This window comes from Nocardia sp. FBN12 (assembly GCF_054031145.1).
Window position 1 is genome coordinate 573,491 of record NZ_CM132926.1, and the last position, 16,709, is coordinate 590,199.

The window sequence follows — 16,709 nt, forward strand, 5'->3', positions numbered from 1 at the left end:
CCACCAATAATTCGCTGTGACCTGGCTGACAATTAGCTACCACCGCCGCGTCGGGCGTGTCGGGTATTCGGAGTGTCCTTTTGGCGGGGGGACAGGCCCCGGAAATTTTCTTATCTGACACTTTTCTTACCAGTTTCGCCGATCGGCGCAGGCCACCCGCTGTCGGCGGGGTGGTAACCGGAGTGGTACCACAATTTTTACCAGTCGAAAGGGTAGCGCTGCACTGGTTTTCGGGGCTGTGATGGTGAGGTACCCCAACCTCCTCCGAAAGGGAAATCATGGACCTCTACACAGTTTTGTCGGTACTCAGCGCTGGTGCGTCGCTAGTCTCGAATGCGCTGGCGATCGCGGTACAGGTGCTGCCGTTCTTCTGATCGGCCAACAGGTTCTCGCAGGCTAGAAGAATCGAGAGCCCGACTCTCCCGGCTGCGATCCACAGCCGGGAGACACGGGAATTTGTCGCAAATTCGCGCAATTCCTAGTCTTCTCCCTGGTCTTTTCCCTGTTCTTTTTCCACCTTCATTGAAGGGTTATTTGTCATGCCCAAAAATGGGAATACATCGTCGGTCGCTGTCGCGCTCCCGGTGCAAGGCTGCCACCCGGCCCGCAGCCCTCGTCTGCCCTACGGAGGGCGGATGCTGTGGAGTGGCCGCCTAGTGGCCGCTGGTGCCGTGCCGGTGCTGATGATGCTAGCCACCCAGCCCGCGAGCGCGATGGCACCGCTGGCCCCGATCGCGGACCAGCCCGGCGTCACAGCTCCTGCACAACCCGGAACCCAGGCTCCCGCACCGCCTCCGGCCCCGGAGCCTGAGCCACCGGTGTATGTCGAGCAGCCACCCGAGGTCCGCAACGGCCCGTCCCCGCGCCCGGCTCCCTCACCCGAGCCCGCGCCGCCGGTGTACGTGCTCGAGCTACACACTCCGGTGCCGGTGGAACCGGTCGCGCCGATCGAGCCACCGCCGGACACGATCCGGATCGGGACGGCACAATTCCCCGACCCGGAATGGCTGCCGCCCGAGGTCGGCGACACGATCAACACCGTCGCCGCCGACCTGGAAGCCCAGGCCGCGACGTTCCTGGACTCGGTCGGGCTCCCGGCCGGGCGTTCGGATCGGGTGGCCGGGGCCACGGTCGCCGGTGCCGGGGCCGGTGGCGCGATCGGCGGCACGATAACCGGTGCCCCGGCCGCAGTGGCCGGTGCGGCGGTGGGTGCGCTGGCGGGCGGCACGGTCGGTGGAATCGCCGGGGCCGCAATCGGAACGGTGGTGGCGATCCCGGTGATCGGGACGATTACCTCCGGCGTGGCCGGTACGGCAATCGGTGCGGCGGCCGGGGCGGTCGCGGGCGCGCTGGTGGCCGGTGTGCCAGCTGCGGCCGTGGGCGCGTTGGTCGGCGGCACGGTCGGTGCTGGCTTCGGTGCGGGCGCAGGGGTGGGCCAGCCATGACCGCCAGCCGTGTCCTCACCGCAGCCGTTCTGGCCACCTTCGCCGGTAGCCTCTGCGCGCCGGGCACCGTTGTCGCGCAACCGTCTCCGGCGGGGCCGAGCTGCCCGGCGCTGTGGGTGCTCGGGGTGCAGGGCACCAGCGAGTCCTCGCCGGGCGCCTCTGAGACGGTTGACAGCGGGATGCTCGGGCAGCTGCTCGGCCCGGTGGTGGCTGCCGCACCACATCTGGTGGCGCGCAGCTACATCGGCTATCCAGCCTCGTTCGGCGGTGCGGTCGGCACCGGTGGCGGGACCGACCCCTACGCGGTGTCGGCGGGCGCGGGCCTGGCCGGGCTCACCGATACTGCTGGGCGGATCGATGCCGACTGCCCCGGCACTGCCCTGGCTGCTGTCGGGTACTCCCAAGGCGCGCAGGTGGTTTCGTCTTTCGCTCAGGCGGTCGGGGCCGGGGAAGGCCCCGTCGATCCTGGACGGGTCGCGGGGATCGCGCTGTTCTCCGATCCGCAACGCGCGCCGGGCTCACCGGTGATCCCCGGCCGCCCCGGACAAACGACACCGGACCCGGCCCCCGGCACAAGCGGGGCAGCGGTATCGCAAGTAGCGATCACCACCGCGCCCGCCTCTGGTGGCGGAATCGCCACCACTTCGGGCATCGACTACGGCGCGCTGACCGGCCGAGTCGCCGACATCTGCGTCGAAGGTGACCTCAGTTGCTCGGCACCCGATCGCGCCGCACTATTGCGGATGTCGGCCCAGCTCGCTGCCCAGGCCGACTTGCGAGACCCGATCGCTGCGCTCGGCTCGATCCAGTCGCTGCTGTCCTCCACCCTCGGTGACGCCTGGACGACCGTGGTGCTCAACGACTTCCCGATCAGTCCAGGGTTCGTCGACTACGTGCCCGCAGCGAGTCTGGCCCAGCGCCTCACCGACGCCGCCGACTCCCGCACGCCCGCTCCGGGCCCTGCGGACAATGCCGCAGCGTCAGCGAAGTGGGCGCAGATCACCGCCGTGGTAGCCGCAAACCCGCTCACCCAGTTGCCAAACCTCGCCGCACGTTTGTCGGCCGCGTGGGGCCAGCTGGTCGCCGACAACGCCGATCTGCTCGATCCGACGGTGTTGCTTCGCTACGCCGATACCACCGCACGCCACACCAGCTATCACGCGACCGGGCAACTCGCCAGCTCGGTCGCGTGGATGACCGCCCTCGCCTACGACCTCGCCGGGAGATACCAGTGAAATTCAGCGACTTCTACCAAACACCGATCCTGCGCGACGGTGCCCGGCCCGGCGACCTCGTCCGCACCAGGCCCGTCTTCGCCTCCCAACTCGCCGGGGCAGCCGGGGCCTGGCAGGTCATCTACGTCACCACCGGCTCACGCGGGCAACTGCTGCCCGCCTCGGCGATCGTGCTGATCCCCGAAGCCACCGCCGAGCCCGGCAAGACCGCGATCCTGATGTACTGCCCACCTTTTCGCGGGCTCGCGGGAGTGTGCGCGCCCTCGCAACTCCTCTCCACCGGCACCGAACCCGACACCTACGCGATCGAAGCGGCCCTCGAGCGAGGGTGGGTGGTCGCCATCCCAGACGGGCAAGGACTCGGCGTAGCAACCGGGCCACACACTTTCCTCGCGGCACGTGACGGGGCCAGGGCCGTGCTCGACCTAGCTCGAGCTGTGTATCGGGGTGCGAACCTCGATCTGCCCGTCGCCCCCGTCGTGGCCTGGGGATACGCCGACGGAGGACGGGTCGCCGCCGCTGCCGGGGAACTGCAACCGTGGTACGCACCCGAAGTGGACCTGCGCGGCATCGCCGCCGGAGCTGTCGTCTCCGATCTGGTGGCCGTGGCCTCGGCGATCAGTGAGGGTGCGGTCGCGGGACTGGGACTGGCTGGGTTCATCGGGCTCGCCCGTGCCTATGACCAGCTCCCGCTGCGTCACGTGCTCAGCGAGGCCGGGCTGAAAGCGGTCGCCGAGGCACAACAGCTCACCGGTGTCGAACTGCGAGAGAGGTTCCCGCAACCATTGGCGCATTGGACCAAAGGTGCGGACCCTTGGAACGATCACTGGTGGCGGCGAGTGCTGGCGCTCGAAACGCTCGCCCACACCAAACCGCCCATGCCGCTGCACCTCTATCACGGTGAGCTCGACCTCGTCGTGCCCGTGCGCGCTGGTCGGCGCACGCTCATCGCCTACCGGCAGCGCGGCGCGATCGTGTCTTGGCGTGAGTACGAGGCCGATCACCGCTCCACCGCCCACCTCGCGGTCAGCGATGTCCTGGCCCGGCTCGGCGAGGACCTCACGAGTCGGCCGGCGACCTCGCTCACCCCGGCAGAGACCGGAAGCGAGCACACGAGCCGCCCATGACCCCTCCGGGGAACCTGCCCGCGCCCCACCCCTCCGGGGTGCGGGCAGGCCCCCGGAGCCTTTCCCGATCCGAGGCGAGCTGAATGGCGAGGTACCCCCAAAATCCACCCGATGACGGCGACGCCGAAGCATGGGTCGAGCTACCCCACTCCCAACCCGACCTCCACAACATTGCTGGCCAGGACACCGGCCCCGACGTCGACGAACCCGACCAGTCACCCTCGCCCGAGGACGACTGGCTCGTCGCACTCGGTGACCCTCCCGGCACGGCCGCCATCGACACGATGTCTGGATGGTGGACCGGCATTCGATACCGGATGCCGGTCGTAGCCTGGGCCGCCCTAGCGGCCACCGTCGCCCTGCTGGCCGGTGTCCTGACGGTCGGGACCGGCGACACCGGAGATACCGGCCAGCAGGTGCAGGCCACCGCCGCACCGCCGAGCCCAACCACGACGGCACAGGGTCCCTGCGCCGGGCTCTCGGGCACGGTGGTCACCGACCGCGCCGGTGACCCGAGCACTGTGGAAGGGCTGATTGCCTCGTTCGAAGCGGCTTACTACATCGATCGCGATGCCGGGAAGGCGACGGGACTGCTCGGGCCCGAGACTGGCATCACCGCTGAGGCTCTCGCCGCGGGGATCGCGAGCATCCCGCCAGGTACCCGGCACTGTGTGGCGATCACCCCGATCACCCCGAGTACCGCGAACGTTCACATCGCCGAGCTGCACCCGGATCGCAAACGCATCGACTACCTCCAGCTGATCAACACCCGACCCGCCGAGACCGGCACCGCGCTGTTGATCTCCAACTTCCAGAAACGGGGATAGGGCATGAGAACAGGCTCACAGGCGCCACTACTGATCGCCGTCGCTGGACTGAGCCCCCGCGCCGGAACCACCACGACCACCGTCGCACTCGCCCACTCCTGGCCCGGCCCGGAGACCGCCCTGATCGTGGAAGCCGACCCGTTGGGTGGGCAGCTCGCCGAGATGGTCGGCGCTGACCCGTATCTCGGGCTGGGGAGCATGGCCCGCAGGACCAACCCCGGCGAACCCATCACCCCGGACATCCTGGCGCGGCATGTGCAGCGACTGCCCGGCGGCGAAGCGCTGCTTGCCGCGCCACCACACCACGACCCCACGCGAGCCCTTCCAGCCGCCGAATTGCTCACTGATCCGCATGGCAGCTGGCGGGCACTCGTGGCGACCGTGTTCGCCGATTGTGGTGTGCCCGAGCCGGATTCGCCCGCGCATCCGGTCATCGCCGCTGCCGATGCCTGCCTGTTCGTGGTGCGCGCCGAGCACATCGACCCCGAGCCTGCCGCGCAACGCATCCTCGATCTCACCCGCCGCAGACGGCCCCGAGGGATCGTGCTCATCGGTGCCAACCGCGCCTACGCCGCCGCGATCGGGTTTCCGGTCCTGGGTACCTTGCCCGCCTCGCGCGCCGCTTCCCAGGCGCTCCTGAAGGGCCGCCGCACACGGCGGCACCTGATCTCACCCGCTCGCCTCATCATCAGCGACGTGGAAATCCAGCTTCGCGCCAATGGCCGCGACCGCCTCGCCCAGCCGCACACGCCCCGCCAGAACCGCCCGAGCCGTCGTGACGACGGTGGGCCGAGGATTTACAGCATCGACGGCGGACCTATGCCCGCCTCGCGACCTCGGCCGCCGGAGCCAGTGCTGGTGGAACCGGCCGAGCCCAGCACTCCGCCACCGGCTTCTGAGCCTGTGCTCGTCGAGGCGGCCGAGGATGCCGGCCACACCGGTGAGGACGACCTCGCCGCGGCGAAGTCCAGCCTTAACCTCGAGACCGAGATCGCGGACTCCGCACCGCTGCCGATGCCGACACCGGCCGAGCCTGCGCTGCGGTTGCGGGTGTTCGGGCCCACCCGGATCTTCTGGCGCAAGCCCGAAACTGGTGAGAGCGTGGAGATCACTTCGCAGTTACAGCCGCGTATCCGCGAGCTGCTGACCGTGCTCGCCCTGCATCCCGAGGGACTCCCGCGCGAACAGTTGATCGAACGGTTGTGGAGCCAGCGCCCTAGCCAGCGGGGCGGTAGTGCGCTTGCCAACACGTTGAGCCGCCTGCGCGCCGCGATCACTGCCGCCACCGGTGGCCAGATCACCAGCGTCCTCGCCGACGACAGGCTCCAGCTGTCGGACCTGCTACTGGGAGTCGACTACTGGGACTTCACCAGCGCGGTCGCCGCGCGCCGCCGCGCGAGCAACGACGCCGAGCAGGCCGACGCCGCCCGCCGCATCGCGGACCTGGCCACCAGCGAACTAGCCAGCGACCTCACCGACACCTGGGTCGAAGCACTGCGCGAATCAGCGCGGCGCACCTCCCTGAACGCCTTGAGCTGGTTGGCCACCCGCAACACCGAAAACGACCCCCACGCCACCTTGGGAATACTCGAGACAACCGTCGAGAACGACCCCTACAACGAATCGGTCTGGCAAGACATTCTCCGGCTCCATGCCCGCCTCGGCGAAAAGGCCGCACTTACCCGCACCTACACACTCCTGACCCACACACTCGCCGAGATCGGCCAGACTCCGAGTCTCGAAACCCGCCAGCTCCTCGAACGTCTCCGCCACGCCCCGAAATAGATAGACATAGGCCGGGTGTTCCCGTTTCGCCGTCGATCGATTAACGTGGTGATCGCATTTACCGCCATTCCGGAAATGGCGAAAATGGCGGGTTGTGGCAATCATGAAACTCTGTCGAAGTTGTTGAAATGGCCAGGTTTCCGCTGCGGAGAATTCTGCCAATTTTCAGGGGTTGGATATTCTGCGGCCTGGGTGGCTCGATGAAAATCAATCCGTGCATCGTTCGATGGTGAGGTTCCGTGCCCTACTCGGTGGGCGGATCAAAACGACCCACCCGTGCCCGGCAGACCGGCAGGTGGGAAGCGGTTTATCCGGGCGGATAGCAGCCGGGATTGTCTATACACAAAGCTGTATAGACATGCGTTGCCGGTCCGTCCATGCCTGTCTTCGGCATCCGGTTCGTGTCCTGCTCCTGCTGATCCATTCCGATTCCTTCCCCGTTTTATCATTCGTCTTTTATCTTTTGATTCCTTTCCATTCATTTGGTCGGCAGCTGGTTGTCGCGCCTAAGCATTACTGTGCGCATTTCATGTCCGTATTGCACTGCCGGGCTCGCCGTTGTCCGGAATAATTCCGGGAAATTCGCGCACTTTTGGGGTTGCGAGCCCGTTCGAGGTCGAGCTAGCGTCGAACCGTCCCCGGAATTCGCCGGGAAATTCGCAGAAATCCGAATGGCCGCCGTGCCGCACCTATGCCGAAACGGCGCACGAATTCGGAACTGATTTTCCAGGAGTTGCAATGCCCACCACACCCGCCACCGCCACCACTGCACCGGCCGCCGGTCGTCTGCCCAACGGGGAATTGCGGCGCATGGTTGCCGCTGCACTGGCCGCCGACCCGGGCCGCGAACAGTCCCCCCGCGAAATCGCCAAGGGTCTCAACCGATCCTCCGGGGCGGTTGGCAACGCCCTCGAGTCACTGGCCGCAGCCGGGCACGCCGACCGTACTTCGGCCACCCCGCGCCGCTACCGCGCCAATACCGCCACCGCCACCGCTGCCACCGCACCGGCCCCGGCAACCCCGGCGGCGGGTACGGCGGCGAAACCGGCCACCCGCCGCCCCCGGGCACCGAAAACCGCCAAACCGGCCCCGGTCACTGCCGCCGCCCCGGCTGCACCGGCGCGCACGGGTAACACGGTGGCCCGGCCGAACGGGCAGGACTACCACGTGCGCCAGCTGGCCGGGCGCGCCGATGTCGATGTGTTGGTGACGATGCGGGCGGCCGAGGTTCCGGTGCTGCTGTACGGGCCGCCCGGAACGGGCAAGACCTCGCTCATCGAGGCCGCCTACGGGGACCTGCTGACAGTGCAGGGCGACGGGGACACCACGGTCGCCGATCTCGTGGGCGAGTACACCCAAAAGTCAGATGGCACTTTCGTTTTCGTGCACGGGCCCATGGTCCGGGCCATGCGTGAGGGTCGGGTGCTGTTCATCGACGACGCGACCCTCATCCCGCCGACCGTGCTCTCAGCGGTGTACCCCGCGATGGACGGGCGCAAAGAGATCGTGATCAAAGCCAACGGCGGCGAGGTCATCAAAGCCGAGCCCGGCTTCTTCGTGGTGGCAGGCCATAACCCCGGCGTGCACGGGGCCATCCTGTCGGACGCGCTCGCCTCGCGGTTCGCGTTCCAGGTGCAGGTGGGCAGCGACTACGACCTCGCCGCCCAGCTCGGTGTGGAACGGCGCGCGGTGAAAGTAGCCCGCGAGCTGGCTGCCCGGCAGGCCAAAGGCGAGGTCGGGTGGGCACCGCAGCTGCGCGAGCTGCTCGCGTTCCGCAAGATCGCCGCCGCCACCGATCAGGCCACCGCCCTGGCCAACCTCGTAGGGGCCGCGCCGGAAGAGGACCGCGATGTCGTGGCCGCCGTGGTGAAAACCGTGTGCGGCCGTAGCCACGAGCCCCTGTCTCTGGGCCCCCGTTTCTGACCTGCCAACGCGCCTCAATCCACCACCACCACCACTGATCCCGGGAAAGGACCCCCGACATGACCGAACGCACCCTCACCGAGGCCCTCGCGATTCACGACTACATCGTCGCCGTGCGCGACCTGCGCGACGAGCTGGCCGTGCTGGCCCGACAGACAGAACACGCGCGACTCAACCTCGCCGCCGGACTACAGCTGCAGGACCCACCTCGCGGTGAACGGGTCTCGATGGCGATCAGCAAGGTCACCGCCCTCGCGCCGATCGCCCGGCGCGCGATCGGTGACGAGGCGCGATTCCTTGCCCTACACGCGGACCCGGACACGTTCGAACCAATGCCCCTGCGCCCTCGCCGCTGACTACCCGCCCGCCCACGAAAGGCACTGCCCGCCATGACCGGCCACGTGATCACAGCACCCGCCCCCGCCCCGACAACCGCCCCGGCCCCTGCCACCACGGCACCCTCCGCCCCGGCAACCGCACCCGCCACCTCGACACCCGCCGCCGTTGCCGCTGCCCCGGCACCCACACCCGCCTCGGCGTCGGTGCCTGTCACCGGCGGGTGGGCCACGCTCTCGGCGGCTATGACCGCCGAGGCCCCGCCGATCGCTGACCGCGACGACCTAACCGTCACCATCGCCCCGGGTGCCGCTTTCGGGCACCCGGCGGCGTTCGTGCCGAGCTGGGGTGCCATCGAGATCGATGGCACCCGCCTCAAAATCGACCCGGCTACTGCCCGCCCGGAACGTACCAGCGACCGCAACCGGTACCCGGCGGTGTGGGGCGCGTTGGTCCACGAGTGCGCCCACGCCCAACACTCGGTGTGGACCGCGCCGCCGGTAGCGCACCCCGGGGTCCTCGAGGCCGCGACGCTGCTCGAGGAATCCCGGATCGAGGCCGCCCAGATACGCCGCCGCCCCGACGACCGGCATTGGTTGCGTGCCTGCACCACCGAGATCGTGATCGGCGACAACGGCGGCGCGATCGCCGCCGCCCAGATTCCCCCGGTGCCCTACCACGCGGCTCGCAACGCCGCCCTCATCCTGGCCCGCCTGGACGGCGGGATCCTCGACGATGGCGAGTGCGCGCCCGCCGCCACCGCGATCGAGGCCATCCTGGGCACCGACACCCTCGAGAAATTGCGGGCGATCTGGCGCGAGGCCCACACCGTGGCCGACACCGACGCCGCCGCCATGCTCGAACTCGGGGCGCGCTGGCTCGACCTGGTCGGCCCCGACCCCCACGCCGACCCCGAACCGTCCTCGCCATTGGGGGTCGCGATCGGTGACACGGTGACCAACGTCGGCAAAGCGGTCGCCGCCGCCCCGGTAGAGCCAGACCCTGCCGAGGTCGCCGAGGCCGCGCGCCAGGCCGCCGAACAACAGGCGAAAGACGCTGCCGCGCAAGCAGGCAAGGTGTTCGGTTCCGGGGCGCGCCGGGCCTGGACCGCGAGCAGACGACGGACCCGTGACGCCCGCCCCGAGGAGCACACCGCCGCCCGGGTACTGGCTCGCGCCCTCAACACCGCCGCCACCCGCGAACGGGCCACGGTGAAAACGACCTCCGCGCTGCCGCCGGGCCGGTTGCGGATGCGAGGCGCGCTCGCCCGGGAGGCCCAACGCGCGGCCGGGGCGATGCCGACCGCCGAACCGTTCACCCGCACCACCCGCAAAACCGTTCCCCTACCGCCGTTGCGAGTCGGCATCGCCTGCGACGTGTCCTCGTCGATGGGCGACTACGCCACCCCCGTGGCCTCGGCCGCGTGGATCATCGCCCGCGCGGCGGAGCTGGCCACCATGCCCGCTACGACCGCGACCGTGACGTTCGGGGCCTCGGTCAAACCGATCACCTACCCGGGCACCGCACCCGCGCGAGTGACCGAATTCAGTTGCCCGGATGGCTACCACGCCCTCGACATCGCGGTAGAAGCCCTCAACGGTGGCCTCGATCTGGCCTACCCGGGCGCGACCCGGCTGTTGGTGGTCATCTCCGATGGCCACTACACCGGCAGCGAACGACGCCGCGCCCAGCAACACCTCGACAAGCTGCGCGCCGCCGGGTGCGCGGTGCTGTGGCTGGCACCGGCCGACAGCGGCCCCAACCCGCTCAACGGGGTGAACGTGCACCTGATCACCGACCCGGCCACCACGGCCGCCGCTATCGGCCGCGCCGCTACTGCCGCTGTGCGCGGCACCTAGCCCCGTGTTGCCCCGGGCGCGAAACCGCGCCCGGGGCACCAGGACCGGGGACCGCGACCACCACCCGCCCCCACTGTTCGCCCCAACACCACCCCGCCCGCACGGGCACCGACGACAGGACACGACATGACGAGCAAGGCCCACCCGATCCCCACCACGGCCGCACTCGACACCCTCTACGCCGCCGCCAACCCCGTCACCGGCGACCAGTTCGTCATCTACGCCCCCGGCTCACACGACGAACGCGGCATGTACACCGTCGCGCACGTGACCGGCAGCACGGACCGGCTCGCCATCCCGCGCGTTCACCTCGTGCACCCTGACGACATCGCCGCCTACGCCACCGGTGCGGTGAACCGGCTGCGCGCCAGCCACGCCGGGCACACGGTGAGCGTGTGGCTCGACCGCACCACCGGCCCCCTGCACGAGCACCTGACTCGATGAACACGCCAGCGACACAACCGAACCCGATACCGAACCGCGAACAGGAGACATCCATGCGCGAGATGAAGAACACCCAGAGCCACGACGAGTACGGCGTGATCAAACCCGGAGCCAAACTCAGCGGCAACGCCTACGTGTTGGTGAGGCTGCGCGATAGCGAGGACCCCTACGGCCGGATCCTGCTGGTGGGCAACCCCTCCCGCTGCAACCACGGCTACACCCTCTGTATCGAGTGCGCTGAGAGCTGGGAACTCGACCACCTCGTGCACTACGACCTGACCGGCGGCGGGCGACGGTTACGCGAGGCCCTCGACGTACAGCCCACCGAAGCCACCCGGTCCGCCGAGGCCGACTCATAGTGGGCACGACCCTCGACCGGCCTCGTGCTCGGTCCGCCTACTCGCCCGCGGCGAGGTCGGCGCGAGTGGCTCTCGCGCTGCCACAACAATTGCGCGCAAGTCGAATTCCTCTCGTGCCGTTGGCATTCCAGAAATGGAAGAGAGGAATTCGGGACCGGAATTTGTTTTCACGTTCCGCTTGACATCGGACACCGTATCGAGCGTCCATGGAACCCGGAACGCCACCGCCTCCGGGGAATTCGCCCCGACCGGAATGGCATTCCGTCCCGGCCGGGACACCACGAATTCACCGAAACCCACTGTTGGAAGGAATCCCCCCATGTCCAAAAGGAAGAACACCGCGAACGCTCCCACGGCACCGGCCGCACCCGTCCCCGAAACCGCCGCACCGGCCCCGGAATACGGTTCGACGGTGGTGCCCGTGCTGCGCAAACCGGCCACCCGGGCATTGTGGGCGGCGCTGGGCACCAACCCCGGCAGCACCACCGCCGCGCTGGCCGACACGGCGGGGATCGCGGTGTCGACGGTCCGCCGTCTGCTGACGGGGTGGGAATCGGCCCGTGCGGTGCGGTCCTACACCGACCCGGAAACGCCCCGGGCCGCAAAAACCTGGTTCATCGCCGGATCGGCCGCGCCCGAACCCGTCGCCGAACCGGCCGGACCCGTAGCCGCCGAACCGGAACCGGCCACCCCGGAACCGGCCGCGCCCGAACCCGCCGCCGCCGAACCGGTCGACCCGCAACCCGGCCCGGCAGTACCCGCCGCGCCGGAACCGGTGGCCCCGGAACCTGACTCGGCGGAGCCTGCCCCGCCGGAACCCGCTGCGCCGGAACCCGCCGCGCCGGAACCTGTTTCGCTCGACCCGGCCGACCCCGACGAGGAGGTGGCACCGGCCGACCCCGTGCCGGACAGCGCACCGGAACCGGCGGCAGCTGCCCCCACGGGCGACGATCCCGCCGAACCGGCCCCGGTGGCACCAACACCGCCCGCCGAACCGGCAGCGGCCGACGCGGAGTCGACGCTGGAGCGGTTGCCCGCCGGTGCGCTGCGGGGACAGGTCGAGGACTACCTGCGCGACAACCCAGGAGAGGAGTTCACTCCACACCAGATCGGCAAGGCCCTCGAACGGTCCAGCGGCGCGGTCCACAACGCCCTGGTCAAGCTGACCAAAGACGAGACCGCTCGCCAGACCAGCACGGTCCCCAAGAAATTCACCCTCGCGTCCTGACAAATGGGGCGATGCCGGAATCCCCGGAGCTCGAACCTCCGGGGAGTCCGACACCGCGCCTCTCAATGTATCTGCTGAGAAAGGTGCTCAACCATGTACGTCACTCCCACCCCCGCCATCCTGGCCCCATCCCTGTACCGGGTGTTCGCCAACTCCAGACAGGCCCCCGACAGCCTCGCACTGTGGCGCGACATCGCGGCCGAGGCCGTGCATGAGCTCAGCATGCCGGTGCAACCCGCTCTGGTGCCGTGGGTGCCGGTGGTGCTGCGCTACCGGCTCTACCGGACCGAGGGCGACTTCTTCCCGTACACCGGTTCCGTGCGGATCCTGTCGGGGCCGCTGGTCAGCAACACCTACGCCAATGCCGACAGCGCCGCACGGGCGGTTGTCGAGGCGACCCCGGCCCCGGTGTCGGACGTGATGCGGAATGTGTTGCCGTTGTGGCGGTTCCGCACTACGGGCTCCCCGGGCGCGTTCACACCGCGCGCCGTGCCGCCCCTGATCTCCTGACCCCGGCTACCGACTGAGACGGCCGATGGTGCCGAGCAATTCGCTCGGCACCATCGGCCGTCTCGCTGTGCATTGTGGGTCACTGTGTGGCGGTGGCTATTTCGTGCGGTCGATGGACCCGGCGATCCAGTCGATCAGCACGGGCGCGGCGGTGTCGTAGCCGGTGGCGTCGAACACGGCCGTGTCGCCGTCCTGGGGGGCGGTGCCGGTACCGGTAGTGATGTCGGCCCCGGTGGTGGCGGTGTTGTAGGTCTGGGTGAGCGCGGGGAACGTGGTGCCGGTGAACGCGCTGGCGGTGGCCGAGAGGAGATCGGCCGCAATCGGTGCCAGCCCGGTCAGTGCCAGGAAGGCGGTGACGGGGTCGCCTTTGGCGAGGGTTTCGGCGGCGGTCCAGGCGATCTCTTGTGCTTGGCCGATGCCGGTGGCGATGCGGGAGATGTCGAGTCCGGCCAGGACACCGACGATCTCGGCGGCGATCGTTGCCGCGCCGGTGGTGTCCAAGGGGGCGGCCAGCTTCAGTGCGCGGGCGACCAGGCGCAGGTCGAGTCCGGCGGCCATCTGCACGAGCGGGCTGAACTGGTTGTTGAGGTCGCCGGAGACTCGGTGCAGGCCAGGCACATCCGCTGCGGTGAGCAGGCCCGGCAGTTGGGCGAGGTCGTTGACGATGGCGGGCACGTTCGCGGTGAAGCTCGCGAGCCCGTTGAGGACGGTGACCACTTGGGCGAGAATCTGTGACGCGCTGAGCTGCCCGGTCGAGGTCGTCATAGTCGGCGCACTCGTCGTGATGGTGGGGACCTTCGCTGAGGTTGTGGTCGTGGGGGAGGCGGTGGTGGTCGGGGCCGGAGTGGATGTGGCCGAGGTGGCGGCGAGTGCACGGTTCATCGCGGCGAGGACCGGCGAGGACTCGGCGGTGGTCGAGCAGTAGCTGTCGCCTTCGATGCAGAGCGTGCGGACACGCTCGGCCAGCTCGCCGAAGCTCTGCGATCGCGAGCCGGTGACACCTTGCCCGGCGACCGAGTTGCCGAGCTGGGTGGTGGTGGGGTCGCGGCGCGGGTCGGAGACGAGCGCGACTGCCACGACTCGGGAGGCCGGGATCGGGCCCTTACTGTTGCCGATGCTGGTGGCGAGGTCGCCGGTGACCTCGGCGCCTTGGCCATAGCCGGCCAAAACGACTCGCGTGTCCGAGCACAGCCCCGAGACCGCCGCGGTGAGTTCTGCTCCGCTCACCGAACCGGCACCGGTCGTCGTCGTGGCGAGCGTGCGGACCTCGATGTCGCTGCCGTAGCGGGTGGTCAGTGATTGCCCGAGCTGGGTGAGGATCCCGGGCATGGCCTGCCCGGTGGCGGTGGGGGTTGTCTCGTAGGTGCCCGGCACCAGCAGTGTGGTCCAGCGCGGGCACTGCGCCCCGTTGCGGCCCGGTGTGGGTTCTGCGGCAGCGACACCGGCGGTCACGGTGGTCGCGGCGACGGCCGCGCACAGTGCCATACATGCGGCGCGGCGGGTGGTTTGAGTGTGGTTGTGGTGCATGAGGGTTCTCCGTCCGTGCAAGGGGTGATCAGGAGGTGGCGCGGGAGTCGTCGTGGGCGGGTGTTGGTCGGGTGGCGGCGTAGTAGTCGTCGCCGGGCCAGCGGTAGGGCGAGACCTGGACCGGCTCGTTGAAGGTGGGGGCGTGCACCATCTGGCCGCCGCCGAGGTAGATGCCGACGTGATGGACGTCGCCTGCGGTGCTGTAGAAGAGCAGGTCGCCGGGGGCGAGTTGGTCCTCGGAAACCGTTGTGCCGGTGTGGATCTGGTCGTAGGTGGTGCGTGGGATCGAGATTCCGGCGGCGCGGTAGGCGGCTTGGGTGAGTCCGGAGCAGTCCCAGCCGCCGTTCACGTCGGGTCCGTTGCCGCCCCACACATAGGGGAGGCCGAGTTGGGCGCAGGCGAAGGAGATCACCTGCGCGGCGTTCGGGTTCGATGGTGAGGTGGTGTGGCAGTCGCCGCCGGAGGTGGTGTCGGTGGCGCGGTGGCGGGCGGCCTGGGCGAGGACGTCACGGACGTACCAGTCGGCGTGGTTGTAGGCGAAGATCGCGTTGTACATGTCGTCGGGTGCGCCGGAGTCGCAGAGGTAGAACGCGGCGGCGTGGATGGCGTCGGAGGGGTTGTAGCGCGAGGGCGGGCTCGAACCACCAGCGGGCAGGGGATGCCGTGCGACGACTGAGTCGAAGGTGGCGGCGAGGAACTGCATCGGCCCGCCCGCCCCCGAAGCGTTCTCGCCCGAGGACACTCCCGGCAGCGTGGAGCGACCGTGGTCGGTTTCGATCTTGCCGATCGCGGCGAGCACCGACCAGTCCAGCCCAGGACAGTCCCCGGCAGCGGCCTGATACAGCACGAGCATCTCGGCCGGGATGTCTTGTTGGGCTTCGGTACTCGGGGACGACCCGGTGCCGGTCGAAGCTCCCGGGGCGGGCGCGGTGAGCGCGTGGTCGAACACGACGACCGTGGTGACCACTGTCGCGATGACGATCGTGAGGAACACGAACCCCGCGAATCCCGCTGCGAGTGCCTTGACCAGCATCGCTACCTCACCAGTGCTCGGAGGCCGGTGGCTGCGGGGGCGGTGGTGCGAGGACGACGAGCCCGTTCAGCGAGGGCGCGGGTTCCTCGGAGTCGACGCTGGTGGCAGGTGGGATTCGCCGTGGCCAGAGAGCGGGGAGCTCGTGCAGGCGCTTGCGGTCGGTGTCGGTGTCGGTGTCCAGTGGCAGCCACACGTGTTCGGCGGGGCTGGCTTCGGGTCTCGGGGTGAGGAGTTCGGCAGCGGCGGTGGCGACAGGTACGGCGTCGGGGTCGGGGAGCCGTTTCCAGGTCCGGCGCAGTGCCGCGCGAGTGTTCGCTTCGCGCATCGTGGTCGGTACCCACAGCAGCACGGGGGTGATGACGCCGGTGGTGCGGGCCAGCTCGGCGAATCCGTGCAACTTGGCCGCGACCCGGGCAGGGGCGGTGGTGGTGGCGAGGTCGTATTCGAGGAAGAAGTCCAGCGTGGTTTCGGCGTAGGTGTAGCGGCCGAAGGCGTCGGGGCGGGCGAGGTCTCCCCACAGACGCTGGCAGCGGGTCTGCGACCACCACGCCTGCACCTGAGCTTGGTTGCCGCGCTGGTCTCGGGGGGCGTGGGCGATCAGGGTGGTGAACCATTCGGCGACGCCGAGGGTGTGGGTCAGGTGCAGGCTGTGGGCGATGGCGAGGGCGCGCTGGTGGTTGTAGCCGAGCTCGCGCACGCTGATCCCGGCCTCGGCGGCGAGGACGGCGGCTCCACCGGGCGCGAGGACCCAGTGCACGGGCGCGCTGCCCCGGGTGCGTAAGGGCCGGAACCGTTCCAGGACGCCATAGCGGTGCAGCAAGGTGAGACGGCGCAACGCGATGGCAGGGGTAGGGAAGGCGAGTGCGGCGAGCTGGTTGGTGGTCAGGACGCGGTGTTCGTGCAACATCCGCAGGACCCAGCGGTCGCGCTCGGTCAGCCGCGCGACGAGTGCGGTGATGTCGAGCGGCCGGGTCCGGGCGGGCCGGGCCTCGGGGCGGGGTCGGCGGGTGTCGGTTTGTTGGTCGGGACGCGAGATCATCGGTGACGCAACCTTTCTCAGTACGGGCGCGG

General features: G+C 69.3%; 15 protein-coding genes. 12 read left to right on the top strand and 3 right to left on the bottom strand.

Annotated elements, in window-relative coordinates; translation table 11 throughout:
• The first annotated feature begins 635 nt into the window (after positions 1-635).
• From ACWZHB_RS03025 to ACWZHB_RS03080, 12 genes are all read left to right on the top strand, one after another.
• Positions 636-1,445, top strand: coding sequence for a hypothetical protein (locus ACWZHB_RS03025; protein WP_427906407.1), 810 nt, complete (start codon positions 636-638; stop codon positions 1,443-1,445).
• Complete coding sequence (locus ACWZHB_RS03030) at positions 1,442-2,680, top strand: cutinase family protein (protein WP_427906408.1); 1,239 nt, start codon at positions 1,442-1,444, stop codon at positions 2,678-2,680. Before ACWZHB_RS03025 ends, ACWZHB_RS03030 begins: the two co-directional genes overlap by 4 nt.
• Positions 2,677-3,807 (top strand): lipase family protein, encoded by a 1,131-nt coding sequence (locus ACWZHB_RS03035; RefSeq protein ID WP_427906409.1) that lies wholly within the window; start codon positions 2,677-2,679, stop codon positions 3,805-3,807. Before ACWZHB_RS03030 ends, ACWZHB_RS03035 begins: the two co-directional genes overlap by 4 nt.
• A gap of 83 nt (positions 3,808-3,890) precedes the next feature.
• Positions 3,891-4,634: a hypothetical protein gene (locus tag ACWZHB_RS03040; protein ID WP_427906410.1), complete on the top strand. Its 744-nt coding sequence runs from the start codon at positions 3,891-3,893 to the stop codon at positions 4,632-4,634.
• A 3-nt stretch (positions 4,635-4,637) separates the two neighbouring features.
• Positions 4,638-6,419 (top strand): BTAD domain-containing putative transcriptional regulator, encoded by a 1,782-nt coding sequence (locus ACWZHB_RS03045; RefSeq protein WP_427906411.1) that lies wholly within the window; start codon positions 4,638-4,640, stop codon positions 6,417-6,419.
• Between the two features lie 738 nt (positions 6,420-7,157).
• The gene (locus ACWZHB_RS03050) at positions 7,158-8,342 is read left to right on the top strand and encodes an AAA family ATPase (protein WP_427906412.1); all 1,185 of its coding nucleotides are present in this window, start codon (positions 7,158-7,160) and stop codon (positions 8,340-8,342) included.
• 59 nt (positions 8,343-8,401) lie between these two features.
• On the top strand, positions 8,402-8,698 hold the full coding sequence (locus ACWZHB_RS03055) for a hypothetical protein (protein ID WP_427906413.1): 297 nt from the start codon (positions 8,402-8,404) through the stop codon (positions 8,696-8,698).
• A gap of 45 nt (positions 8,699-8,743) precedes the next feature.
• Positions 8,744-10,537, top strand: a complete 1,794-nt coding sequence (locus ACWZHB_RS03060) for a VWA domain-containing protein (RefSeq protein ID WP_427906414.1) — start codon at positions 8,744-8,746, stop codon at positions 10,535-10,537.
• Positions 10,538-10,663: 126 nt separating this feature from the next.
• Positions 10,664-10,981: a hypothetical protein gene (locus ACWZHB_RS03065; RefSeq protein WP_427906415.1), complete on the top strand. Its 318-nt coding sequence runs from the start codon at positions 10,664-10,666 to the stop codon at positions 10,979-10,981.
• A gap of 53 nt (positions 10,982-11,034) precedes the next feature.
• Entirely contained in the window at positions 11,035-11,340 is a 306-nt protein-coding gene (locus ACWZHB_RS03070) for a hypothetical protein (RefSeq protein WP_427906416.1), read from the top strand.
• Positions 11,341-11,659: 319 nt separating this feature from the next.
• The gene (locus ACWZHB_RS03075) at positions 11,660-12,568 is read left to right on the top strand and encodes a hypothetical protein (RefSeq protein WP_427906417.1); all 909 of its coding nucleotides are present in this window, start codon (positions 11,660-11,662) and stop codon (positions 12,566-12,568) included.
• Positions 12,569-12,661: 93 nt separating this feature from the next.
• Positions 12,662-13,078, top strand: a complete 417-nt coding sequence (locus tag ACWZHB_RS03080; protein WP_427906418.1) for a hypothetical protein — start codon at positions 12,662-12,664, stop codon at positions 13,076-13,078.
• 96 nt (positions 13,079-13,174) lie between these two features.
• Here the strand turns inward: ACWZHB_RS03080 and ACWZHB_RS03085 are convergent, their stop codons facing one another.
• From ACWZHB_RS03085 to ACWZHB_RS03095, 3 genes are read right to left on the bottom strand one after another with little or no spacing between them, the layout of a single operon-like run.
• On the bottom strand, positions 13,175-14,605 hold the full coding sequence (locus ACWZHB_RS03085; protein ID WP_427906419.1) for a cutinase family protein: 1,431 nt from the start codon (positions 14,603-14,605) through the stop codon (positions 13,175-13,177).
• Positions 14,606-14,633: 28 nt separating this feature from the next.
• Positions 14,634-15,638 carry a C40 family peptidase gene (locus tag ACWZHB_RS03090; RefSeq protein WP_427906420.1) on the bottom strand — a complete coding sequence of 335 codons (1,005 nt, stop codon included), beginning with the start codon at positions 15,636-15,638 and terminating at the stop codon, positions 14,634-14,636.
• A gap of 7 nt (positions 15,639-15,645) precedes the next feature.
• Positions 15,646-16,677, bottom strand: a complete 1,032-nt coding sequence (locus ACWZHB_RS03095; RefSeq protein WP_427906421.1) for a replication-relaxation family protein — start codon at positions 16,675-16,677, stop codon at positions 15,646-15,648.
• Positions 16,678-16,709 lie beyond the last annotated feature (32 nt).